The sequence below is a fragment of the Shimia thalassica genome, assembly GCF_001458215.1.
In the GTDB taxonomy this organism is placed as follows: domain Bacteria; phylum Pseudomonadota; class Alphaproteobacteria; order Rhodobacterales; family Rhodobacteraceae; genus Shimia; species Shimia thalassica.
On sequence record NZ_CYTW01000001.1, the window covers coordinates 735,467 to 757,008 of the forward strand.

22 protein-coding genes are annotated in these 21,542 nt (G+C 57.0%); 19 read left to right on the forward strand and 3 right to left on the reverse strand.

Features of this window, described 5'->3' with window-relative positions:
• Nucleotides 1-77: 77 nt before the first annotated feature.
• Entirely contained in the window at nucleotides 78-731 is a 654-nt protein-coding gene (fsa, locus tag PH7735_RS03445; protein ID WP_058309908.1) for a fructose-6-phosphate aldolase, read from the reverse strand.
• 129 nt (nucleotides 732-860) lie between these two features.
• On the opposite strand from fsa, the gene PH7735_RS03450 reads away from it, so the two are divergent.
• Nucleotides 861-3,056, forward strand: a complete 2,196-nt coding sequence (locus PH7735_RS03450; protein WP_058309909.1) for a primosomal protein N' — start codon at nucleotides 861-863, stop codon at nucleotides 3,054-3,056.
• A gap of 103 nt (nucleotides 3,057-3,159) precedes the next feature.
• On the opposite strand, the gene PH7735_RS03455 is transcribed toward PH7735_RS03450, so the two are convergent.
• Nucleotides 3,160-4,224 carry a YeeE/YedE family protein gene (locus tag PH7735_RS03455; protein WP_058309910.1) on the reverse strand — a complete coding sequence of 355 codons (1,065 nt, stop codon included), beginning with the start codon at nucleotides 4,222-4,224 and terminating at the stop codon, nucleotides 3,160-3,162.
• A gap of 125 nt (nucleotides 4,225-4,349) precedes the next feature.
• Between PH7735_RS03455 and PH7735_RS03460 the strand changes: the two genes are divergently transcribed.
• The 4 genes from PH7735_RS03460 to PH7735_RS03475 all read left to right on the forward strand — a co-directional run bounded on the left by PH7735_RS03460 (nucleotide 4,350) and on the right by PH7735_RS03475 (nucleotide 8,443).
• Complete coding sequence (locus PH7735_RS03460) at nucleotides 4,350-5,579, forward strand: MFS transporter (protein ID WP_058309911.1); 1,230 nt, start codon at nucleotides 4,350-4,352, stop codon at nucleotides 5,577-5,579.
• A 3-nt stretch (nucleotides 5,580-5,582) separates the two neighbouring features.
• Entirely contained in the window at nucleotides 5,583-6,914 is a 1,332-nt protein-coding gene (locus tag PH7735_RS03465; RefSeq protein WP_145865251.1) for an MATE family efflux transporter, read from the forward strand.
• 52 nt (nucleotides 6,915-6,966) lie between these two features.
• A complete protein-coding gene (locus tag PH7735_RS03470) occupies nucleotides 6,967-7,836 on the forward strand; it encodes a 50S ribosomal protein L11 methyltransferase (RefSeq protein WP_058309912.1) in 870 nt (289 codons plus the stop codon).
• A 253-nt stretch (nucleotides 7,837-8,089) separates the two neighbouring features.
• Entirely contained in the window at nucleotides 8,090-8,443 is a 354-nt protein-coding gene (locus PH7735_RS03475; protein ID WP_058309913.1) for a hypothetical protein, read from the forward strand.
• Nucleotides 8,444-8,613: 170 nt separating this feature from the next.
• Here PH7735_RS03475 and PH7735_RS03480 read toward each other — a convergent pair whose 3' ends face one another.
• Entirely contained in the window at nucleotides 8,614-8,814 is a 201-nt protein-coding gene (locus PH7735_RS03480) for a DUF1127 domain-containing protein (RefSeq protein ID WP_058309914.1), read from the reverse strand.
• Nucleotides 8,815-9,142: 328 nt separating this feature from the next.
• Between PH7735_RS03480 and ruvC the strand changes: the two genes are divergently transcribed.
• The 14 genes from ruvC (at nucleotide 9,143) to ftsH (ending at nucleotide 21,515) form a co-directional block, all read left to right on the forward strand.
• Nucleotides 9,143-9,649 carry a crossover junction endodeoxyribonuclease RuvC gene (gene ruvC, locus PH7735_RS03485; RefSeq protein WP_058311128.1) on the forward strand — a complete coding sequence of 169 codons (507 nt, stop codon included), beginning with the start codon at nucleotides 9,143-9,145 and terminating at the stop codon, nucleotides 9,647-9,649.
• On the forward strand, nucleotides 9,646-10,329 hold the full coding sequence (ruvA, locus tag PH7735_RS03490; RefSeq protein ID WP_058309915.1) for a Holliday junction branch migration protein RuvA: 684 nt from the start codon (nucleotides 9,646-9,648) through the stop codon (nucleotides 10,327-10,329). Before ruvC ends, ruvA begins: the two co-directional genes overlap by 4 nt.
• Before the next feature lie 44 nt (nucleotides 10,330-10,373).
• Nucleotides 10,374-11,399, forward strand: a complete 1,026-nt coding sequence (gene ruvB, locus PH7735_RS03495) for a Holliday junction branch migration DNA helicase RuvB (RefSeq protein ID WP_058309916.1) — start codon at nucleotides 10,374-10,376, stop codon at nucleotides 11,397-11,399.
• A 126-nt stretch (nucleotides 11,400-11,525) separates the two neighbouring features.
• Nucleotides 11,526-12,164: a hypothetical protein gene (locus tag PH7735_RS03500; protein ID WP_058309917.1), complete on the forward strand. Its 639-nt coding sequence runs from the start codon at nucleotides 11,526-11,528 to the stop codon at nucleotides 12,162-12,164.
• Nucleotides 12,164-12,706 (forward strand): RNA 2',3'-cyclic phosphodiesterase, encoded by a 543-nt coding sequence (gene thpR, locus PH7735_RS03505; RefSeq protein WP_082645116.1) that lies wholly within the window; start codon nucleotides 12,164-12,166, stop codon nucleotides 12,704-12,706. The genes PH7735_RS03500 and thpR overlap by 1 nt, the downstream gene beginning before the upstream one ends.
• A gap of 68 nt (nucleotides 12,707-12,774) precedes the next feature.
• Nucleotides 12,775-13,161 (forward strand): tol-pal system-associated acyl-CoA thioesterase, encoded by a 387-nt coding sequence (gene ybgC, locus PH7735_RS03510; protein ID WP_058309919.1) that lies wholly within the window; start codon nucleotides 12,775-12,777, stop codon nucleotides 13,159-13,161.
• 111 nt (nucleotides 13,162-13,272) lie between these two features.
• Entirely contained in the window at nucleotides 13,273-13,947 is a 675-nt protein-coding gene (gene tolQ / locus PH7735_RS03515; protein WP_058309920.1) for a protein TolQ, read from the forward strand.
• Nucleotides 13,948-13,950: 3 nt separating this feature from the next.
• Entirely contained in the window at nucleotides 13,951-14,427 is a 477-nt protein-coding gene (gene tolR / locus PH7735_RS03520; RefSeq protein WP_058309921.1) for a protein TolR, read from the forward strand.
• A 7-nt stretch (nucleotides 14,428-14,434) separates the two neighbouring features.
• Nucleotides 14,435-15,508 (forward strand): cell envelope integrity protein TolA, encoded by a 1,074-nt coding sequence (gene tolA, locus PH7735_RS03525; RefSeq protein ID WP_082645117.1) that lies wholly within the window; start codon nucleotides 14,435-14,437, stop codon nucleotides 15,506-15,508.
• Entirely contained in the window at nucleotides 15,505-16,818 is a 1,314-nt protein-coding gene (gene tolB / locus PH7735_RS03530) for a Tol-Pal system beta propeller repeat protein TolB (RefSeq protein ID WP_058309923.1), read from the forward strand. Before tolA ends, tolB begins: the two co-directional genes overlap by 4 nt.
• A 74-nt stretch (nucleotides 16,819-16,892) precedes the next feature.
• A complete protein-coding gene (gene pal / locus PH7735_RS03535) occupies nucleotides 16,893-17,411 on the forward strand; it encodes a peptidoglycan-associated lipoprotein Pal (protein WP_058309924.1) in 519 nt (172 codons plus the stop codon).
• Nucleotides 17,412-17,424: 13 nt separating this feature from the next.
• Entirely contained in the window at nucleotides 17,425-18,252 is an 828-nt protein-coding gene (gene ybgF, locus PH7735_RS03540) for a tol-pal system protein YbgF (RefSeq protein ID WP_058309925.1), read from the forward strand.
• Nucleotides 18,249-19,484: a tRNA lysidine(34) synthetase TilS gene (tilS, locus tag PH7735_RS03545; protein ID WP_058309926.1), complete on the forward strand. Its 1,236-nt coding sequence runs from the start codon at nucleotides 18,249-18,251 to the stop codon at nucleotides 19,482-19,484. The genes ybgF and tilS overlap by 4 nt, the downstream gene beginning before the upstream one ends.
• A gap of 108 nt (nucleotides 19,485-19,592) precedes the next feature.
• Entirely contained in the window at nucleotides 19,593-21,515 is a 1,923-nt protein-coding gene (gene ftsH / locus PH7735_RS03550; protein WP_058309927.1) for an ATP-dependent zinc metalloprotease FtsH, read from the forward strand.
• Nucleotides 21,516-21,542 lie beyond the last annotated feature (27 nt).

Below are 21,542 nucleotides of genomic sequence, written 5' to 3' on the forward strand. Positions count from 1 at the left end.
ATAGACTTGCAGCCCACAAATGAAAAAGGCGCAGGGGACCCTGCGCCTTTGAAACATTTTTTCCGCTTGAAGTGCCCTCAGAGGATTTTGATGCCCGCCGCTTTGATGTCGGCCAGGAATGTATCAAGACCTTTGTCGGTCAAGGGGTGGTTCACCATCGATTTGATCACGCCGGGAGGGGCCGTCATCACGTCCGCACCCAAAAGCGCGCTTTGTGTCACGTGGTTCACGGTGCGAATCGATGCGGCAAGGATCTGTGTATCAAAACCGTAGTTGTCATAGATCGTGCGAATATCCGCGATCAGATCCATGCCATCGATGTTGATGTCATCCAGACGGCCGATAAAGGGCGAGATGAAAGTGGCGCCAGCTTTTGCAGCGAGCAGTGCCTGATTTGCCGAGAAGCACAGGGTCACGTTGACCATATGTCCGTCATCGCTCAGCGCTTTACAGGCTTTCAAACCATCCCAGGTCAGCGGGACTTTGACAGCAATATTCTGGGCGATCTCAACAAGCTTGCGGCCTTCGGCGATCATTTCGTCTGCGTCGGTGGCGGTCACTTCGGCCGAAACCGGCCCGTCGACCAATGCGCAGATTTCCTTCGTGACTTCGATGATGTCACGGCCGGATTTTTTGATCAGCGACGGGTTGGTGGTCACGCCGTCAACCATGCCTAGATCGTTGAGTTCAGCGATGGCATCGATTTCGGCGGTATCAACGAAGAATTTCATTGCGCGTGTCCTTTGATGGGTTGGCCTTTGTTCAGCTTGCCTTTAGCGCAAGTTTTGAGATGCTGGAAGCCCCAAGCGCAGAAGCCTTGGGGGAAGAGGCCACAGGCAGGGCCGGAAACCGAGGCAAAAGTGGACGAACAGGATTTCTTTGGAGAGGGCGAACTGGTCGCGGTGTTAACGACACAACCGCTGGATCGAAAGCTTGACTACAAGGCCCCCGAGGGCGGGTGTTTTCGGGGTGCTTTTGTCGAGGTGCCGCTTGGCCCTCGCAAGGTTCTGGGTGTGGTTTGGGCAAAAGGGCGCGGCGATTTCGATTATTCCAAAGTGCGCCCGGTCAACCGGGTTCTGGAAGTTGCGCCAATGCGGGACGAGATGCGCGGATTTCTGGAACGTGTCTCGGAATATACGCTGACACCGATGCATGCGATGCTGCGTCTGGCCACGCGCGCGCCCGGTCTGTCCGATCCGCCGTCGATGCGCAAAATCTATCGCCTTGGCGAAGGCGAGCCGTCACGCCAGACAGATGCTCGTAAACGTGTTGTCGAAACCCTGACAGAATATGGCGGGCTGGCGTTCACTCTCAAGGAACTGAGTGACATGGCCGGCGTCACATCTTCCGTGGTCAAGGGATTGGTCAAACAAGGCGTGGTGCGCGAAGAAGACACGCCGCGCGATGTGCCTTTCTTCCGCCTCGATCCTGAACATGCAGGCAAAGACCTGACGGCGGATCAGGCCGTCGGCGCAGATGCCCTGCGGGCTGGCGTGCGGTCCGGAAAGTATGGGACAACGCTTCTGCGTGGGGTCACAGGGTCCGGGAAAACCGAGGTTTACCTCGAAGCCGTTGCCGAATGTCTGCGCATGGGGCGACAGGCGCTTGTCCTCTTGCCCGAAATCGCGCTGACCGCCGAATTTCTGACGCGTGTCGAAGCGCGCTTTGGATCAAAGCCTGCGGAATGGCATTCGGGCGTGACGATGACCGAACGCCGCCGGATATGGAAAATGGTCGGGCAGGGCGGGGCACAGGTTGTCATCGGGGCGCGGTCCGCACTGTTTCTGCCCTATCAGAATTTGGGATTGATCGTTGTCGATGAAGAACACGACACCTCTTACAAGCAAGACGATGGTGTTCTGTACAACGCCCGTGACATGGCTGTTTTGCGTGCCAGCATTTGTGGGGCAAGGGTGGTTCTGGCCTCCGCAACGCCCAGTCTGGAAAGCTGGGCCAACGCAGAGGCGGGCAAATACGAAAAGCTCGAGCTGACTTCGCGGTTTGGCGAGGCTGTTCTGCCAGAGATGAAGGCGATCGACATGCGCGTCGAAGACCTGCCGGGCAGCTGCTGGATTTCGCCGTCGTTGCAAAGGGCCGTGAACACGCGGTTGGAGAAAGGCGAACAGTCACTGTTGTTCATCAACCGACGTGGCTATGCGCCGGTGACGATTTGTCGGGCCTGCGGTCACCAGATTGGATGTGACCATTGTGATGCGCGGATGGTGGAACACCGTTTCCTGAAACGCCTTGTGTGCCACCAGTGCGGTGAAACCAAGCCCATGCCTGAAGAGTGCCCTTCTTGTCATGTCGAAGGCAAGCTTGCCCCGGTGGGGCCGGGTGTCGAGCGCCTCGCGGAAGAGGCCGAAACACTTTGGCCAGAGGCAAGACTGGCCGTGCTATCGTCGGATCTTTTCGGATCTGCACGCGCCCTCAAGGAAGGGATCAACACCATTGCGGAAGGCGGGGCAGATATCATTATCGGCACTCAACTTGTTGCCAAAGGTCACAACTTCCCGCTGCTCACGCTGGTTGGTGTGATCGATGCCGACCTTGGCTTGCAAGGCTCGGATCTACGCGCGGCTGAGCGTACCTTTCAATTGATGCGTCAGGTGGCAGGGCGCGCTGGGCGCTCCGAGAAAAAGGGACAGGCCCTGCTTCAGACGTTTCAACCGGAACACCCTGTCATCAGGGCCATCCTCTCCGGAGATGAACTGGGTTTCTGGAAAACAGAAGCCGACGAACGCCGTCACGCCGGGGTGCCGCCTTTTGGACGGATGGCCGGGATCATCCTGTCCTCGCCAGATGTCCAGCAAGTGTTTGACCTCGGCAATGCTCTGGCCCGATCCGATGGCCCGATGCGCGCCATCGGTGCACAGGTCTTTGGACCCGCGCCTGCCCCCATCGCACGCGTGCGGGGACGACATCGCGTAAGGCTTCTGGTCAAGGCAGAAAAAAGCGCCCCCATTCAGGCTGCATTGGCGCAATGGGTTGGACAGTTCAAACTGAAAGGCGACATTCGCCTGTCCGTCGACATCGACCCGCAAAGCTTCTATTGATCTTTAGGTAACGCCTTGCCCGCAGGCCACGCGCGCGAGCAAGATCTTCTTCTGGCCTCAAATATCCCGGAGCGCGAGGCAGAGCCTCGCTCCTACACTGGAATTAGGCAGTGGCCGTTTTGGGGCCACGCTGGTCGATCAGAATATCTGTCGCCATCGCGCCTATCCACATACAGAACAAAGCGGCCCAGGCTGTACCGGCAAAGATCGACCCGCCAGTCACACCGGCCCCAATCGCGCAGCCACCAGCCAACATAGCACCAAACCCCATCAGCACCGCCCCAGTCATCGAACGGCGCATATTGCTCTCGCCCTCAAATCCCTGAAACTTGAATTCGCGTGTCACAATGGCGGCCAGAAACGATCCTATGACCACGCCGGGCACCAGACCGATGTCAAACTCAAGCACCGCATCGCGATCCAGAAAGAACATCAAAGTGTGTGCGGACGGTCCCGAGAATGTCGCGCTTTCGATCTGAACGGGTTCGAACGCCACTTGGGCCAGCCCGTATGTCAGCACCCAGCCGACAGCGACCGAAAAACCGACTCCCGACGCAAACACAAGCCGTTTCGCGCCAATCCGGTTTTTTCGCGCCAGAACAAGCGCAAGGCCAGCCATGACAGCGCCGAACACCAGACCGGACAGATCGGGCAGACCAAAGGCCGCGATCAGGTCGACATTGCGGCCCCCGTCCGTGATCCAGAGACCTGCGATTTTGTCCCGCCACCCCGACAGAACACCGGACAGACACATCTGGGCGACAACCGCAAAAATCAGGCCGGAAACCACCGAACGCAGGTTTCCATTGGCAGCCAGCACCAAAAGCCGGCCGGAACAGCCCCGCGCCAGCACCATGCCGACGCCAAACAGAAGGCCGCCGATAATCGCACCGGACCATGACCCCGGCACGGCCATCATCCGTGCGTCAGCGGTATGCATCAAACCCAGAGCCTGAGCACCCTGCACCCAGACGATTGCGGTTGAGATGGTCAATAGCCAAACGGCAACCTTGTCGCCCAACTCGCCACGGGCAAATTCCACCGTTGCCGCGCGCAGACAGAATTTGGACCGCTGCGCCGCGACACCAAAAATGATGCCTGTGATCAATCCCAAAACCGCCGCAGTGGGCGCTTCCCCAATTCTTTCAACAAGAGTAAGAATGTCCATGGAAACCCCTTCAAGAATATGAATGAGTGGATGTATGCCTGCTATACCGGCTTTGACCTTGATTCAGATCAGAGAAGGACGTGAAACTGCTCGCCTTACCTTTGCAAAAGGCGTAGGTGCGAAGCATGTTAAGTAAAATCTCTACCGATGACGCGCAGCACCTTCCGCTGTGGCGTAGGCCAGTGTCACTGTTGTTCGTGATGGCTTTTGGCATGCCGATCGCCTTTTACGCGTGGTATGCTCTGCTCAACAATTTTGTGATTGAGGCTGCCGATTTTGATGGCCGTGATATCGGGCTTTTGCATGCCGTGCGCGAGATACCGGGATTTCTGGCGGTTGGTGTGATCTTCATCATCCTGTTTGTGCGTGAACAGGTTCTGGGGATGGTGTCGCTTGCATTGCTCGGGGTGGCCACCGCATTCACGGCCTGGTTCCCATCGCTGGGTGGTCTCTTGACGCTGACATTTCTCAGTTCTGTCGGCTTTCACTATTACGAGACCGTCAACCAGTCCCTTCAGTTGCAGTGGATTTCCAAAGAGCGTGCCCCGCAGACATTGGGGTGGCTCCTGGCGACCGGATCGGCCAGTACGCTGATTGTGTTCGTTCTGATCGTGTTGATGTGGGATACGCTGAACCTGACATACAACATTGTCTTTATGACGGCCGGATTTACCACTGCGGCCATCGCTTTGTTTTGCCTGTTTGCCTATCCACAGTTCGAAACTGGCACGCCGCAATCCAAGAAAATGGTGCTTAAGAAACGCTATTGGCTGTATTACGCGCTGCAATTCATGTCCGGCGCGCGGCGTCAGATTTTCATGATTTTCGCAGGCTTCATGATGGTCGAAAAATTCGGCTTTGAAGTGCACGAACTCACCGGCCTCTATCTCATCAACCTTGTGATCAACATCATCGCGGCCCCTTTGCTCGGCAAGGCAGTGTCACGGTTTGGCGAACGCGCCACGCTGATCTTTGAATATGCAGGGCTGGTCATCGTGTTTCTGGCCTATGGCGGGGTCTATTGGTTTGGCTGGGGCGTGTTTGTTGCGGCCTTCCTGTATGTGGTCGACCACATCCTGTTTGGGCTGGCATTGGCGCTCAAGACCTATTTCCAGAAGATCGCCGATACCGAAGATATCGCCCCGACGGCGGCTGTTGCCTTTACGATCAATCATATTGCTGCCGTGGCACTTCCTGTACCTTTGGGGCTTTTGTGGGTCTTCTCGCCGGGGGCGGTGTTCTTTCTTGCGGCCGGAATGGCGTTGATTTCACTGTCGTTGGCATTGCTCGTGCCGCGCCACCCCGAAAAGGGCAACGAAACCCGTCTCAATCGATACTTTGGCGTTTTGGGGTAAGCGATGTCAGCGCGCGGAAGGTTTCTCGACGGGTCTACGATGGGGCATGTGGTACGCATGACCCTGACGGGGGCGACGGGGATTACCTTTGTGTTTCTCGTTGATCTTGCAAACCTGTTCTGGCTGTCGCAACTGGGCGATCCCCAGATCGTCGCCGCCATCGGATACGCCTTTGCGGTTCAGTTTTTCTCGGTCAGCACCGGCATTGGCCTGATGATTGCGTCCACCGTTATGGTGTCCAAGCGGATCGGCATGGGACAGCGCGGTCGCGCCCGACGCGAAGCCACAAGTTCGATGTTGATCACCGTGGCGTTTCAGGCCCTTGTTGCGGCGTTGATCGTGATCTTCCGACACAAGTTGCTCGGGCTGGTGGGCGCCCAAGGGGAAACCGCCGAACTGGCCGCGCGCTATCTTGCCATGACCGTTCCGTCCCTGACCATTATGGCGGTTGGCCTGGTCGGGTCTGCGGTGTTGCGGGCAGAAGGTGACGGCAAACGCGCGATGTTTGTGACACTGACCTCCGGAAGCGTGTCTATGGCCGTTGATCCGTTTCTGATCATCTATCTTGATCTGGGATTGGATGGTGCGGCCATTGCGCTGAATATTTCTCGGGTGATTTTGGCGATTATGGCGCTGCGCTTTGCCATCGGAACCCATAACCTGTTGGCGATTCCGCGTTGGCGTACAATCAAACGCGTGTTCATTCCCTATTTCGCCATTGCGTTGCCAGCAATCCTGACCCAGATTTCGACACCCTTCGGGAACTATCTGCTGACAGGCGTGATCGCCAGCTTTGGCGATGATGCGGTCGCGGCGTGGGCCGTGGTGAACCGCCTGACGGTGGTGGCCTTTGGCGGCATCTTCTCGTTGTCGGGGGCAATCGGCGGGATTTATGGGCAAAACTTCGGGGCCAAGCAATATGACCGTCTGATGAGCACATTTCGGGATTCACTGGTCTTTTGTGCGGGCTACACGGTGGTGGCGTGGATACTACTATCCTTGTCCGCAAACTGGATGATTGGCGTTTTTGGTCTGACTGCGGAAGGGGCCGCGGTTTACAAGGCTTTTGCATATTACGGATCTGCGGCCTTTGTTCTGGTTGGGGCCCTGTTCGTATCAAATGCGACTTTCAACAGTTTGGGCAAGCCGATCCGGTCAACCATGGCAAACTGGACGCGGGATGGTCTGTTGATGTTGCCAGCGGCATGGCTGGGTGCGGCGTGGTTTGCCGCCCCGGGTGTTGTCTATGCCCAAGCCTTGGCGGGCGGTTTGGTCGGGGCACTTGCGGCCCTGTGGAGCTGGCATTTCCTGCGCGGGTTTCACAGCCAGCCTTGACGCGCCTGCCGCTTGGGCCTAGGCCGCTTGCAACCTGATAGGAGTCCGCAAGATGCCCACCTTTACAGCCCTCACGACATTGTCCGGCAAAGAGAACGCCGACAAGCTTGGCGAAGCGATGGAACGTCTGGTTCCCGAACCCACAGGTGTCGGCGTTTTCGAGATCGAAGACGGGTCCGGTCTGTGGGAAATTGGCGGCTATTTCATCGAGGCTCCGGATGAGGCCGGGCTGGCACTCTTGGCAGTGGCTTTCGGCGCCAAACCTTTTGCGGTGTCGGAACTTCCCGAAACGGATTGGGTCGCCAAGGTGAAACGTGAACTGGCCCCTGTCGAGGCCGGACGCTTTTTTGTCTATGGCAGCCACGATGCGGATAAAGTGCCGGAAAACAGCGAGCCTCTTTTGATCGAAGCCGCCATGGCCTTTGGCACCGGTCACCACGGCACCACTCTTGGATGCCTGAAGGGGCTGGACCGTCTCGCCAATGCGGGGTTTGTTGGGCAAAACGTTGCGGACATTGGCTGTGGTACAGCTGTTCTGGCGATGGGCGCTGCCCGCATCTGGCCGAACACGGTTTTGGCCAGTGATATTGACGAGGTCGCTGTCGAGGTGGCCCTTGCCAATGTGATGGCCAACGGGCTCGAGGGGCGCGTGCATTGCGTCGAGGCCGCAGGTTTCGGCCATCCTGACCTCAAGGCAAAGTCGCCTTACGATCTGATCTTTGCAAACATCCTCAAGGCGCCGCTGGTTGACCTTGCCCCTGATATGGGCGCCAACATCGCGCAGGGCGGCCATGCCATTCTGTCCGGTATCCTGAACGAGCAGGCCGACGATGTTGTCGCGGCTTATGATGCGGCAGGGTTCGACGTGCACACCCGTGAAGAAATCGGCGAATGGACCACACTCACGCTGACGCGTCGCTAAAACGTATAACGCGCGAGTCGAATCGCAACGCAGCATGAGATGGGCAGAGGTCCGGTAAAGAGACCGGAAATTCCCATATGGAAACAATGGCGGCACCCCTTGGGGTGCTGTTTCTATTTGGGATTAATGACTTTGACGGTTTCGCCTCATTTGTCTTGAATTTGCCCCATTTTCGCCGTTTTGCCCCATTTTTGCCACATTTTGAGTGGAATTAGGTCATGTTTGGTGGGGGCCAAACTCAGTGAGTGCTGCAATGACCGACTCATATACAGAATTTCAGGCACGTGTTGCTCGCATCTATGATGGTGAAAAGAGCAAGCGGAGCTTCTTTAAAAAGCGGACGTCACAGACGTTGGATCGCGACGGATACTTTGTAATCCGCGGAGCGGCCCGTCGTCGGAGTTTCCCGTGGACTGGTCTGTTGCTGGTGGCTGTTGCCTTTTTTGGCACCAAGGGCGCAGTGATGGCCAAAGTTGGCCCCGACTTTTATTCGCAACAAGTAAACCGTCTGGCACCCGCAAGTGTGATTGAAGAGGCCGGTGCATGGACAATGCGCCCGGATCCGATTTCCCGCTGGGTTGCCATGCAAATCAAATCTCTCGGCTGATCCCTCCAAGTCAGCTTGAAACGGCTCCGGTCTCTCTCCCGGAGCCGTTTTCTATTGGGCAATCGAAATTTGTCTGGCGATTGCACAAAAGAAAACCGCAGCCTGGGAGGAGGCTGCGGTTTCCTTGATCTAAACGATCTGAAAACGGGTGAAACGAGGTTTCTGTCCCGTCAGCGGATGTTTTCGATGTCGTGGCGTGAAAGACCGATATCGTCCAGTTCGCGGTCGGTCAGACCAGCCAGAGCGCCGCGAGTTACGCGGGTGTCGTTCCATGCAACAACAGTCGCAACCAAAGCTGCGAAGGATTGGCCAATACGGCCAGCAAAACCAGCAGTTTCATACTGCGCACGGGTGGTGTCATAAGCGGCCATATCAATTTCCTTTTCTGTGGTTGATGGTCGTCGTTCTCGTAAAGCGGCATTTAGGTGCGCCCTGCATACAAAACAAGCGGAATAAATCGCATAGGTGATATGCGATTCCTGCATAGATCAAAGGGGGCGAAACCCCCTTAAAAACTTGGCTGAAACGCCCCTGAAAAGTGTCGCGAACAGATGGTAAAGTGGTCGCTTTTTGATCCCGCAATGCAATCGGAACATAGCTCGGCAGGACCTATGCTTATTGCGCAAAGCTCTTGGCGTTTGTTCTGGTTTTGTGCTAATGCTTCAAAAAAGCAACACTAAATCAACGGGCGGGCAGAAAATGCGGGTTTTGGGAATTGATCCCGGTTTGCGCAACATGGGGTGGGGGGTGATTGATGCCGATGGCAGCCGACTCAGTCACGTTGCAAACGGTATTTGCCATTCGGTTGGTACGGAATTGGCCTCGCGGCTTTTGTCTTTGCACGAACAGTTGACGGATGTCTTCGCGCAGTACCAGCCAGATCATGCCGCGATCGAGAATACCTTCGTGAACAAAGATGCTGTTGGTACGCTCAAACTGGGGCAGGCGCGAGGTGTCGCCTTGCTGGTGCCCGCACAGTTTGGGCTGGTGATTGGCGAATATGCCCCCAACAAAGTAAAGAAAACCGTTGTAGGTGTCGGGCATGCAGAGAAACATCAGGTGGAACACATGGTCAAACTCCAGTTGCCCGGTGCAAAGATCAACGGGCCGGACGCGGCGGATGCATTGGCGATTGCGATTTGTCATGCACATTATGCCCGTGCTGGAGCGGGCATTGAGGGCGCATTGAAAAGGGCACGGGCATGATTGGCAAACTTTCAGGGCGTATCGAATATCGAACGCTGGATCATATCCTGATCGATGTGCGCGGTGTCGGGTATATCGTGCATGTTTCAGAACGCACGCTGGCCTCGTTGCCCGCGAACGGAGAGGTCGTCGCGCTTTATACGGATATGCTGGTCCGCGAAGACCTGATGCAGCTTTTTGGGTTTCAGACCCTTCTGGAAAAAGAATGGCACCGGCTTTTGATGTCGGTTCAGGGCATTGGTGCCAAGGCTTCCCTTGCGATCCTCGGCGCGCTTGGTGCCGAAGGGGTCGGGCGTGCGGTTTCGCTTGGGGACGTCAACGCCATTAAGGTGGCCAAGGGCGTCGGGCCGAAAACGGCGCAACGGGTTGTGTTGGATCTGAAAGACAAGGCGCCCGCCGTAATGGCACTGGGGGGCACGCTGTCCGAGGCGGCTGGCGAGGCCACAGCAGAGGTGGTCGAAGAGATCACGGAAACGGTTGCTGTCAAAAAGCCGGCTCCGGCGAAACGATCCAATGCGTCGGCGTCGGCACAGGCCGAAGCCCTGTCTGCACTGGGCAACCTTGGATACGCACCCGGAGAGGCCGCCGCGGCAGTTGCAGAAGCGGCCGGAGATGCACCGGATGCAGATACCGCGATCCTGATCCGAACGGCGCTCAAGCTTTTGGCGCCGAAAGGGTGATGGATGGAACGAACTCAACTGCTGCGGCTTCCTAGGACATTGAAATGACCGACTCTGACCCGACCTTGCGTCCCGAAGCACAGCCCGGCGATGTTGATCGCGCCTTGCGTCCTCAGGCGCTTGAAGAATTTGTTGGCCAGGCCGAAGCGCGGGCCAACCTTCGTGTCTTCATTGAATCCGCACGCCAACGCGGCGAAGCGATGGATCACACCTTGTTTCATGGGCCCCCCGGACTTGGGAAAACTACGCTGGCGCAAATCATGGCGCGTGAGCTGGGCGTGAACTTTCGCATGACATCCGGACCTGTACTGGCCAAGGCCGGTGATCTGGCTGCGATCCTGACCAATCTGGAAGCGCGCGATGTTTTGTTCATTGACGAAATTCACCGTCTGAACCCCGCTGTCGAAGAGGTGCTTTATCCGGCTATGGAAGATTTCGAGCTGGATCTTGTCATAGGCGAGGGGCCTGCGGCGCGGACGGTTCGCATTGAGTTGCAGCCCTTCACTCTGGTGGGGGCGACCACGCGACTTGGGCTTTTGACAACGCCGCTGCGTGACAGGTTCGGAATTCCGACACGGTTGCAGTTTTATACAGAAGACGAGTTGAACATCATCGTGAACCGTAATGCGCGAAAGCTTGGCGTGCCGGCTGAGGATGCCGGTGCCCGTGAAATCGCACGCCGCTCGCGCGGGACGCCCCGTATTGCGGGGCGCCTGCTGCGGCGGGTCGTTGATTTTGCGCTTGTTGAAGGCGACGGACATATCACGCATGCCTTGGCAGACGGCGCATTGACGCGCTTGGGCGTTGATAAACTGGGGTTGGATGGGGCCGACAGGCGGTATCTGACCTTTATCGCAGAGAACTATGCCGGTGGTCCGGTGGGCATCGACACCATCAGCGCGGCCCTCAGCGAGAGCCGTGATGCATTGGAAGAGGTGATTGAACCGTTCCTGTTGCAACAGGGGTTGGTGCAGCGCACACCGCGCGGCCGGATGTTGGCCCAGAAAGCCTGGAAGCATCTGGGCCTGCATGCTCCCAAACGCCCCGATCAGGATGACATGTTTCGTTAACCTGCGGCGTCACGGGGTGTCCTCCGAAAACGGGGTAAATGATCACAAGGCAGGCTCGCAAAAGGTCATGGGGTTGCGTTTTCGACGATGAAAAGGGAAATAGTCGGTCCAAAGAAGGAGAGCCCGATGACGCCCGAAGCTGTGCAAGCGCTGTTTACGCGAAATGATGGCAACTACACCTTTGCCCGTTGGGGACGCCCGATTGTACCGATTGTTTTCGGGGTTCAGGATGAAACGCTCAAGGTTGTCAAAGGCGCTATCGAAGCGGTTGCAACTTTGGCCGGACACCAGATGGCCGAAACCGACCCTGAATTGGGGGCAAACCTGATGTTCTTCTTCTTTCGGGAATGGGAAGAACTGTTGGACGTGCCTGATCTGGGTCGTTTGATCCCTGATCTGCCTGCATTGGTCGCGCGGCTGTCCCAAGCGGACGCAACGCAATATCGCGCCTTTCGGTTTGATGATGACAACGCCATTCAGGCGGCATTCGTGTTTTTGCGCATGAATGAAGAAATGTCCCAGATGCCTGCGGATGGTCTTGCCTTGGCCCAAGCGGTTCAGGTGATGTTGTTGTGGGGGGACAAAGCCTTTTCGGAAACGTCGCCGCTTGCGATTTTGCCCGACAGTGGTGCCACTGTGCTTCGGCCTGAAATCGCGGCCATTATTGCCGCCGCCTATGACCGTATGATGCCGGTGAGCGCCAATGACGCCAGCCATGCGCTTCGGTTGTTTGCCCGTTTGCGACTGGATACACCCGAAGGCTGATGCGGTGCTTCCTTGCCCTTGATTTGCCGGAGGCGCTGCGGGACGAGGTGTCGGATTTGCAGATGCACCTGCGGGTCGGGCGTCTGGTTCCTGAAGAAAATTTTCACCTGACTTTGGCCTTTCTGGACGATCAGCCGAAAGCCGTATTGCAAGACCTGAACGAAGCTCTTTGCGAAATCGAGCTGCCGGTCTTCAAGGTCGGACTTCAGGGGTTGGATCTGTTTGGCGGAAAAAAGCCCCGCCTTTTGTACTTGCAGGCAAATGGCGGTCCGGCCTTGCGAGAGTTGCACCGCGTCATTCGCCGTGCCGCTCAGGACGTCGGGATCGATCTTGCGCGCGAGAGATTTCGTCCGCATGTAACGCTGGCACGGTTTGGGCGGTATATGCGCGAGGACGAGGCCGCAAAGCTGGGGCATTTTCTCGAATCCCATGCAGATGTGGATTTTGGGTCTTTTGAGGTGACGCAGTTCTGTTTGTTTGGCTCGACCCTGCATCCAGACGGGGCCGAGCACGAGGTTCTTGCTCAATACGCGCTTGGGTGACTGCGAGGGTTGCGCAAGTGGTGCGTTCTTGCTTTGGTGCCCGCGACTGATCCCAAGGCAGGTGCCCCATGACTCATAAGCTTACGATCCGCGTCTATTACGAAGACACCGACATGGCGGGTATCGTGTATTACGCGAACTATCTGCGGTACATCGAACGTGGTCGCAGCGAATGGGTGCGCGACAACGGCATGGATCAAAACGCTATGAAGGAAGAGGGCGTTGTTTTTGCCGTGCGCCGCGTCGAAGCGGATTACCTGTTGCCGGCGAAACTTGACGATGAACTTGTGGTAGAAACCGATGTGATGAGTGTTACCGCCGCACGGATGGTCATGGAACAGCACGTTAAACGGAACGAAGAGGTTCTGTTCCACGCGATCGTCACAGTCGTTTGTATTGGTGAAAACGGTCTTCCGACCAGACTTCCGGCGAAAGTCCGCCAAATGGTTCATTAATCTGGCCCGTTTCACGTGGATGACGCCAAATTGATGGCATTCCCCGTGGAACTCCTATAGCTTTGCCGCATAACAAGGCCGCAAAAGCAGGCCACAAAGCAGAGCAGGCATATGGAAGCAGCAGTCGATTTCTCGATGTGGGCGCTTTTTGCGCGCGCCACTCTCACCGTTAAACTTGTGATGTTGATGCTGATGATCGCGTCCTTTTGGTCATGGTCCGTCATCATCCAGAAACTTATCTCATATCGTGCCGCGCGCGCAGAAGCCGCGCAGTTTGATCGCGCATTCTGGTCCGGTGAACCCCTGGACAAGCTGTTCGATGACGTCGGCAACGAACCTGATGGCCGTTCGGAACGCATCTTTGCTGCTGGTATGATGGAATGGCGCCGGTCTCACCGTCAGGATGGCGGCCTGATCGCCAATGCCACCAGCCGGATTGACCGGTCTATGGATGTGGCCATCGCAAAAGAAGCCGAAGCTTTGCAAAAAGGTCTGCCGGTTCTGGCAACGGTTGGATCAACCGCCCCGTTTGTGGGCCTGTTCGGGACCGTCTGGGGCATTATGAACGCCTTTATCGAGATTGCGGCACAACAGAACACAAACCTTGCTGTCGTTGCTCCGGGCATTGCCGAAGCGTTGCTGGCGACTGGCTTGGGTCTTTTGGCAGCTATTCCTGCAGTTATTTTCTACAACAAGCTGAGCGCGGACAGCGACCGGATCATCGCTGGATATGAGGCCTTTGCAGATGAGTTCGCAACGATCCTCAGCCGCCAGTTGGACAGCTGAGCCATGGGCGCGGGTGTCATGAAAAAACAGGGGGGCGGGTCACGCAGACGCCGCCGGACAACCCACAGTCAGCCGATGGCCGAAATCAACGTGACGCCGTTTGTCGACGTGATGCTGGTGTTGTTGATCATCTTTATGGTTGCCGCGCCTTTGTTGACTGTTGGCGTTCCTGTCGAATTGCCAAAGACCGCCGCCAACCCTTTGCCCAGCGAACAGCAGGAAGAGCCGCTGACGATTACCATCGCCAGCGACGGAACGGTGGCCATTCAAACGTCAGAGACCCCGTTGGAGCAGCTGGTGCCAAAATTGCGGGCGATTGCGGCAGAGCGGGATTCGCAGCGGGTTTATCTGCGTGCGGACGGGGCCTTGCCCTATGAGACCGTGGTGCAGATCATGGGCGCTTTGAACGCAGGTGGGTTCACCGACATCGGGTTGGTGACAGATATTGGTGGCCCCGAATTGGGCAACGAAGACGGCTGAGGCGCGCGTGCATATCGGGCATTATATCTCGGGAGCGGCCCACGTCGGGGTGATCGGCTGGGTGCTTTTAGGCGGCGCGTTCCAGTCGGAGCCGCCTCCCATGGAGGTGGCTGGCGTATCGATGGTATCAACGGAAGAGTTTAACGCGATCCTGAATGCCGAGCGTGCGCCGTTTCCCGAAACGGATGTTGAAACGCCGGTTGCGCCCGAGTTGACGGAAGACAGCCCCGCCTTACCTTCCGAAGAAGACACGCCTGTCCCAACCGAGCGCCCTGCGGAAACCGAAACCATTGAACCGGACACGTCGCCTGATCTGAGTGACCTCACGGCCCCCAAGCCGGCAGAGGTGACAGATGATGCGCCAACTTTGACGCCGCCAACCGAAGAGATGGCGGTTCTCATTCCGCGCGAGATCGTGCGCCCGACAGCGCGCCCGACCAACCGCGTTGCGCCCGAACCGGTTGCCGAACCGGAACCAGATACCAAAGTGGACGACATTGTGCGCGAAACCTCGACGCCCGATGAAAGTGCCGCAGAAAGCATCGAAGAACCACAAGAGGCAACCGCGCCAGAGGCCGCTTCAACCGAGATCGTGACCGAGGCAAAAGAGCAGCCACCGCTTGCGCCCAAAGCGTCTTTGCGTCCTGTTGTACGCCCTCCGTCACAGGCAAGCCGCCCGGCGGCGAGTACGCCAAACGTTGCAGCGGGTGCCGACGCCGCAGTTGCCGCCGCATTGGCCGAGGCCGCAGCCGCGCCAAGTGGTCCACCCCTGACAAGTGGCGAGAAGGATTCCATGCGGGTGGCCGTGCAAAACTGCTGGGTGGTCGACGTGGGCAGCCAAGCTTCGAATGTGACCGTCACGGTCGGATTTTCCCTGTCACAAGAGGGCAAAGTGGAAGGGCCGGTCAACCTGTTGTCTTCCGAAGGTGGAGACCAGACATCGGTCAATACCGCCTTTCAGGCTGCGAGACGTGCTATTTTGCGGTGCCAAAAAGGTGGCTATAAATTGCCGATCGAGAAATATGATCATTGGCGCGACATTGAAATAACGTTTAACCCGGAGAAAATGAGGCTGAAATGACGAGACTTCTTATAACTCTCCTTGCCGGACTGGTGATGTTCTCACAGGTCGCCACGGCGCAAAACGGACCCCTCCGGATTGAAATCACCGATGGTGTGGTTGAACCTTTGCCGTTTGCCGTGCCGAATTTTGTGGCCGAGACCGGACAGGCCTCGCAATACGCCAGAGATATTTCTCTTTTGATCGCAACCGACCTTTCGGGAACCGGACTGTTTCGCGAAATTCCGGCCAAGGCGCATATCAGCAAGATAACCAATTTTTCCTCACCGGTTCAGTATGCGGACTGGAAAGCGATCAACGCCCAGGCTTTGGTAACCGGCGCCGTCAGCGTGTCGGGCAATAACCTCGAAGTGAAGTTCCGCGTCTATGATGTGTTTGCAGGACAGGAATTGGGCAGCGGGCTGCGGTTTAAGGGCACCACGGACGGCTGGCGCCGCATGGGGCACAAAGTGGCCGACGAAGTCTATAGCAGGATCACGGGCGAGGGCGGGTACTTTGACAGCCGCGTCGTGTTCGTTTCTGAAATGGGCCCCAAGAATGATCGCAAAAAGCGCCTCGCGATTATGGATTATGACGGGGCGGACATTCATTACCTGACCGACAGCAGTTCCATCGTGTTGGCGCCGCGGTTCTCTCCCGCTGGGGACAAGGTTCTTTACACGAGTTATGAAACCGGCTTTCCGCAAGTCTTTGTTCTTGACGTTGGCAGCGTGCAACGCCGCGCCCTGCAAAACCAAAAGGGCACGATGAGCTTTGCTCCGCGCTTTTCTCCGGATGGCAGCAAAGTGGTGATGTCGATCACGGAAAACGGCAACACCGATATTTATAGCATGGCCGTCAACGGAGGGGCGCCCAAACGTTTGACAAGTTCGCCCGCGATTGAAACCGCCCCAAGCTTTAGCCCCGATGGCAGCAAGATCGTTTTTGAAAGCGACCGGTCGGGTACCCAGCAACTCTATGTGATGAGCGTGAATGGCGGCGAAGCCAAACGGATCAGTTTCGGCCAAGGGCGCTATGGCACACCGGTCTGGTCTCCTCGTGGGGACCTGATTGCTTTCACCAAACAAAACAAAGGGCGTTTCCACATTGGCGTGATGCGCACAGATGGCAGCGAAGAGCGCTTGCTCACGGCTTCGTTTCTTGACGAAGGGCCGACTTGGGCCCCCAATGGCCGCGTCATCATGTTTACCCGCGAAACCCAGGGGGCAAGCGGTGGCGCGTCGTTGTATTCTGTGGATGTCTCTGGGCGAAACCTGAAGAAAGTCGCAAATGGCGCGTCGGATCCGGCGTGGTCTCCCTTGCAGAAATAGTGGCGCGTTCCCTTGATCGGGGGGCTGTGTTAAAATGTTCAAAAGAACTGAATGAATAATAAGAGGCAATTGGCATGAGTGGTTGGACAAAAGCAGCATTGCTGGTGGCAGGAATGACCCTGGCCGCCTGTAGCAACAATGACGGTCTGTTCGGAAGCGGCAGCTCGGGAACAGGTACCGGAACGGGCGCGACGGCAATCGAACCGGGTAGTGTGAATGATCCAACCTCTGTGGCCTATTTCCAGCAAACCGTGGGCGACCGCATCCTGTTTGTTGTCGATCAGTCGACCCTGACCGATGAGGCACGGTTGACGCTTCAGTCCCAAGCTAACTGGCTTATGGAAAACACAGATTATGTTGCCGTGATCGAAGGGCACGCAGACGAGCAGGGCACCCGTGAATACAACCTTGCCCTTGGCGCCCGTCGTGCCAGTGCCGTGAAAGAGTTTCTTGTGTCTCGTGGCGTTGCCGGATACCGCCTGAACACTGTGAGTTATGGCAAAGAACGTCCGCTTGAAATCTGCTCTGCCGAGGCCTGCTATTCGCAGAACCGTCGCTCGGTGACTGTTCTGACCGCTGGTCTGAGCAGCTAAAAGGGGATCACCGATGCGTTTAACGGTTTCTGTCCTAGCACTCTCAATTGCATTTTGTCTGCCGCTTGGGGCGAATGCACAGTCCAAAGACGAAACGCTGGCCGATGTGCGTCAGCAGCTTTCGGTGCTCTATGTCGAGATGCAACGCCTTAAGCGCGATCTTTCGACAACAGGTACGCCTCAGGGGATCGATACAAGTGGCACGACGCTTCAACGGCTGGATGCCATTGAATCCGAGTTGCAGCGCCTGACAGGACGTACCGAACAGCTTGAAAACCGTGTCGAACGTGTTGTGGAAGATGGCACCAATCGTATTGGTGATCTGGAATTCCGTCTTGTTGAACTCGAAGGTGGCGATGTGAGCCAGCTTGGTGAAACAACGACACTGGGCGGTGATGTCGAGGTGATCGAGGCTCCGGCGGAACCATCAGGGTCAACCAATTCAACAAGCGAGCTTGCCGTGGGCGAGGGGCCCGACTTTGACCGCGCTGCCAAAGCGCTTGGTGAAGGGGATTATCGCAGCGCAGCAGACCAGTTTAGCGCCTTTTTGATGACGTACCCCGGCAGCCCGCTAGAGGCCGAAGCGCATTTGCGCCGTGGTGAGGCTCTTGCCGGTCTTGGCGAGACCACCAGCGCCGCGCGCGCGTTCCTTGACAGCTATTCGGGGAACCCTCAAAGCCGCGTTGCAGATGAAGCTTTGTTTCGCCTTGGCAAATCCCTTGGTGTTTTGGGGCAGAAAAACGAAGCCTGCGTAACCCTAAGCGAGGTGAATGTTCGTCACCCGGGGTCCCCTTGGGTGGGGCAGGCCCAAAGTGAAATGCTCGCTCTGGAGTGCAATTGAGTCAGTCTGAGATAAGTCCGGAACATGCGGTTTCCGAATTTCTTGCCTCTCTTCCCGGTCTAACACTTGGTGTCGCTGTTTCTGGCGGCAGCGATTCCCTTGCCTTGTTGCATCTTGTCCACGAATGGGCCCGTCTGAACCATACCAAAGTCGTCGCTGCCACCGTGGATCATGGGTTGCGGCCGGAAGCCGCCGGTGAAGCCCGGCAGGTGGCTGGGGTTTGCGATGGTCTGGGAGTTTCTCACACAACGCTGACGTGGCAAGGTGCTGGCAGCGGCGGGAACATCCAGTCGATGGCGCGGGATGCGCGGTATAGACTGCTGGCAGACTGGGCAAAGAACGAACAGGTGGATTTTGTCCTTTTGGGACACACGCAGGACGATCTGGCCGAGAACCTTTTGATCCGGCTGGCCCGTCGCGCGGGTGTCGACGGGCTTGCTTCGATGGATGATCGGTTTGAACGCCAGCACCAGCGCTTTGCCCGCCCCATGCTTGATGTGTCGCGTGCGCATTTACAGTCCTACTTGCAGGATCGCGACATACAATGGGTCGATGACCCTTCTAACGAAGACGAGGTTTTTGACAGGGTGCGCGCGCGGCGCGCCCTGGTGACCCTTGCGGATGTGGGCATCGACAGCAGCGCCTTGGCGCAGGTCAGCCGGAACATGTCTGATGCCAAGGTCGCTTTGCATGACCAGATGGCCGATCTTGCCTGGACACATGCCCGCATCGAAAGTGGGGATTTGTTGATCCGGCGCGAGGCCTTTACTGACGTGCCCGTAGAAATCTCAAGGCGCCTGTTGCTGGTGGCCCTGCAATGGGTGTCTGGAAACGGATATGCCGCCCGTCGAGAGCCCCTTGTCGCATTGCTGCGATCCATACAGCAAAATCAGGGTGGCACCTTGCAAGGGTGTCTTGTGACTGTTGATGATCAAAATTGCCGGATTGGCCGCGAATATGCGGCAGTCAAATCCCTTTCGGCGGTTGATGGCATCTGGGATGGTCGCTGGAACCTGGAGGGCCCGTATCAACCCGGGTTCGAGGTGCGCGCCTTGGGAGAAGAGGGGCTTAGACAGGTGCCGGATTGGCGCGAGTCGGGGCTGGTTCGCAGCAGCCTGATCGCAAGCCCCGCTGTTTGGGGAGGTGATATGCTGGTCGCGGCCCCACTTGCAGGCTATAATAAGGCTTGGAGTGCCAAGTTGTTGCCGGAACGGGCAGTTTTCCTGCCCTAGCCGCCATGAACTGGCATTATCGCATTGAACATGCCGAACTGATGTCTATTTATCAGTAACATTCGCTGTGATAGGGACGGCGAAGATCGACGTTTGGGAGAATTTGCCTTGGGCAACGCACGCAATATCGCATTCTGGGTGGTTCTGTTTCTGCTGATCCTTGCCCTGTTTAATCTTTTCAGTGGCGGCAACAGCACGCTGCAAAGCCGTGAAATCGGATACTCAGAATTCGTGTCTGCAGTTGACAGTGGCAACGTCGCAAGCGTGACGCTGGATGGCGAGCGGGTCATGTACCGCACAAATGATGGTGGCGAATACGTCGCGATCAAGCCTGAAGATGCCCAAGTCACCGATCTTCTGATCGACAGCAACATCCCTGTGAAAGCGGAAAGCCAGCAACAGTCCGGCTTCCAATCGTTTATTCTGTCCCTGTTGCCGTTTGTTCTTCTCATCGGTGTCTGGATCTATTTCATGAACCGGATGCAGGGCGGCGGCAAAGGCGGCGCAATGGGCTTTGGCAAATCCAAAGCTAAAATGCTGACCGAGAAACATGGCCGCGTGACCTTTGACGATGTCGCTGGCATCGACGAGGCCAAGGAAGAGCTTGAAGAGATCGTTGAATTCCTGCGCAACCCGCAAAAATTCTCGCGTCTTGGTGGCAAAATCCCTAAAGGGGCCTTGCTTGTTGGCCCTCCCGGTACTGGTAAAACACTTCTTGCGCGCGCCATTGCTGGCGAAGCGGGAGTTCCCTTCTTTACCATCTCGGGATCTGACTTTGTTGAAATGTTCGTAGGTGTGGGCGCATCCCGTGTCCGTGACATGTTTGAACAGGCCAAAAAGAACGCACCTTGCATCGTGTTCATCGATGAAATCGACGCCGTAGGCCGCCATCGTGGCGCCGGCTATGGCGGTGGTAACGACGAACGCGAACAGACATTGAACCAATTGCTGGTTGAAATGGATGGTTTCGAAGCAAACGAAGGCGTGATCATTCTGGCCGCGACAAACCGGAAAGACGTTCTGGACCCCGCTTTGCTGCGTCCGGGCCGTTTTGACCGTAACGTGACCGTCGGCAACCCCGACATCAAGGGCCGCGAAAAAATTCTGGGCGTCCACGCCCGCAAGACACCTTTGGGACCAGACGTAGACCTGCGCATCATTGCGCGTGGTACACCCGGTTTCTCTGGTGCTGATCTGGCCAACCTCGTCAACGAAGCTGCTTTGATGGCGGCACGAGTGGGGCGTCGGTTTGTAACCATGGAAGACTTTGAATCCGCGAAGGACAAAGTCATGATGGGGGCCGAGCGTCGCAGCATGGTGCTCACTCAGGATCAAAAAGAGAAAACCGCCTATCACGAGGCCGGCCACGCCGTTGTCGGATTGGCCCTGCCGCAATGTGATCCGGTATATAAGGCGACAATCATTCCGCGCGGTGGCGCATTGGGTATGGTTGTGTCATTGCCGGAAATGGATCGTCTCAACTATCACCGTGATGAATGTGAACAGCGTCTGGCGATGACGATGGCAGGTAAGGCCGCCGAAGTCATCAAGTACGGCGAAGATCACGTGTCGAACGGCCCTGCCGGTGACATCATGCAAGCCAGCCAACTGGCCCGTGCCATGGTGATGCGCTGGGGGATGTCGGACAAAGTCGGCAACATCGACTACGCCGAAGCCCACGAAGGCTATCAAGGCGGAAGCGCCGGCGGGTTCTCTGTCTCTGCGCATACAAAAGAGCTGATCGAAGAAGAAGTGAAACGCTTTATCGAACAGGGCTATGCTAAGGCGCTCGAAATCCTGAAGGATCAAAACGAAGAGTGGGAACGTCTGGCACAAGGGTTGCTGGAGTACGAAACTCTGACCGGTGAAGAGATCAAGCGCGTAATGAACGGTGAGCCACCCCAGTCGGGCGACGATGACGCCGACGATGCGGACTCGGGAAGCGCCCCAAGCGTTACCGCGTTGCCCAAAACCAAGCCGCGCGCAAAGCCCGGCGGTGATGGTGGCATGGAGCCGGAACCAACAGCATAATAAAAAGAGGCCGGGCGCAACGCTCGG

Excerpts from the sequence above, each read along its gene's own strand:
- fsa (WP_058309908.1), bottom strand. The coding sequence starts at position 731 with ATGAAATTCTTCGTTGATACCGCCGAAATCGATGCCATCGCTGAACTC.
- PH7735_RS03455 (WP_058309910.1), bottom strand. The coding sequence starts at position 4,224 with ATGGACATTCTTACTCTTGTTGAAAGAATTGGGGAAGCGCCCACTGCG.
- PH7735_RS03460 (WP_058309911.1), top strand. The coding sequence starts at position 4,350 with ATGTTAAGTAAAATCTCTACCGATGACGCGCAGCACCTTCCGCTGTGG.
- PH7735_RS03465 (WP_145865251.1), top strand. The coding sequence starts at position 5,583 with ATGTCAGCGCGCGGAAGGTTTCTCGACGGGTCTACGATGGGGCATGTG.
- PH7735_RS03470 (WP_058309912.1), top strand. The coding sequence starts at position 6,967 with ATGCCCACCTTTACAGCCCTCACGACATTGTCCGGCAAAGAGAACGCC.
- PH7735_RS03475 (WP_058309913.1), top strand. The coding sequence starts at position 8,090 with ATGACCGACTCATATACAGAATTTCAGGCACGTGTTGCTCGCATCTAT.
- PH7735_RS03480 (WP_058309914.1), bottom strand. The coding sequence starts at position 8,814 with ATGGCCGCTTATGACACCACCCGTGCGCAGTATGAAACTGCTGGTTTT.
- ruvC (WP_058311128.1), top strand. The coding sequence starts at position 9,143 with ATGCGGGTTTTGGGAATTGATCCCGGTTTGCGCAACATGGGGTGGGGG.
- ruvA (WP_058309915.1), top strand. The coding sequence starts at position 9,646 with ATGATTGGCAAACTTTCAGGGCGTATCGAATATCGAACGCTGGATCAT.
- ruvB (WP_058309916.1), top strand. The coding sequence starts at position 10,374 with ATGACCGACTCTGACCCGACCTTGCGTCCCGAAGCACAGCCCGGCGAT.
- PH7735_RS03500 (WP_058309917.1), top strand. The coding sequence starts at position 11,526 with ATGACGCCCGAAGCTGTGCAAGCGCTGTTTACGCGAAATGATGGCAAC.
- thpR (WP_082645116.1), top strand. The coding sequence starts at position 12,164 with ATGCGGTGCTTCCTTGCCCTTGATTTGCCGGAGGCGCTGCGGGACGAG.
- ybgC (WP_058309919.1), top strand. The coding sequence starts at position 12,775 with ATGACTCATAAGCTTACGATCCGCGTCTATTACGAAGACACCGACATG.
- tolQ (WP_058309920.1), top strand. The coding sequence starts at position 13,273 with ATGGAAGCAGCAGTCGATTTCTCGATGTGGGCGCTTTTTGCGCGCGCC.
- tolR (WP_058309921.1), top strand. The coding sequence starts at position 13,951 with ATGGGCGCGGGTGTCATGAAAAAACAGGGGGGCGGGTCACGCAGACGC.
- tolB (WP_058309923.1), top strand. The coding sequence starts at position 15,505 with ATGACGAGACTTCTTATAACTCTCCTTGCCGGACTGGTGATGTTCTCA.
- pal (WP_058309924.1), top strand. The coding sequence starts at position 16,893 with ATGAGTGGTTGGACAAAAGCAGCATTGCTGGTGGCAGGAATGACCCTG.
- ybgF (WP_058309925.1), top strand. The coding sequence starts at position 17,425 with ATGCGTTTAACGGTTTCTGTCCTAGCACTCTCAATTGCATTTTGTCTG.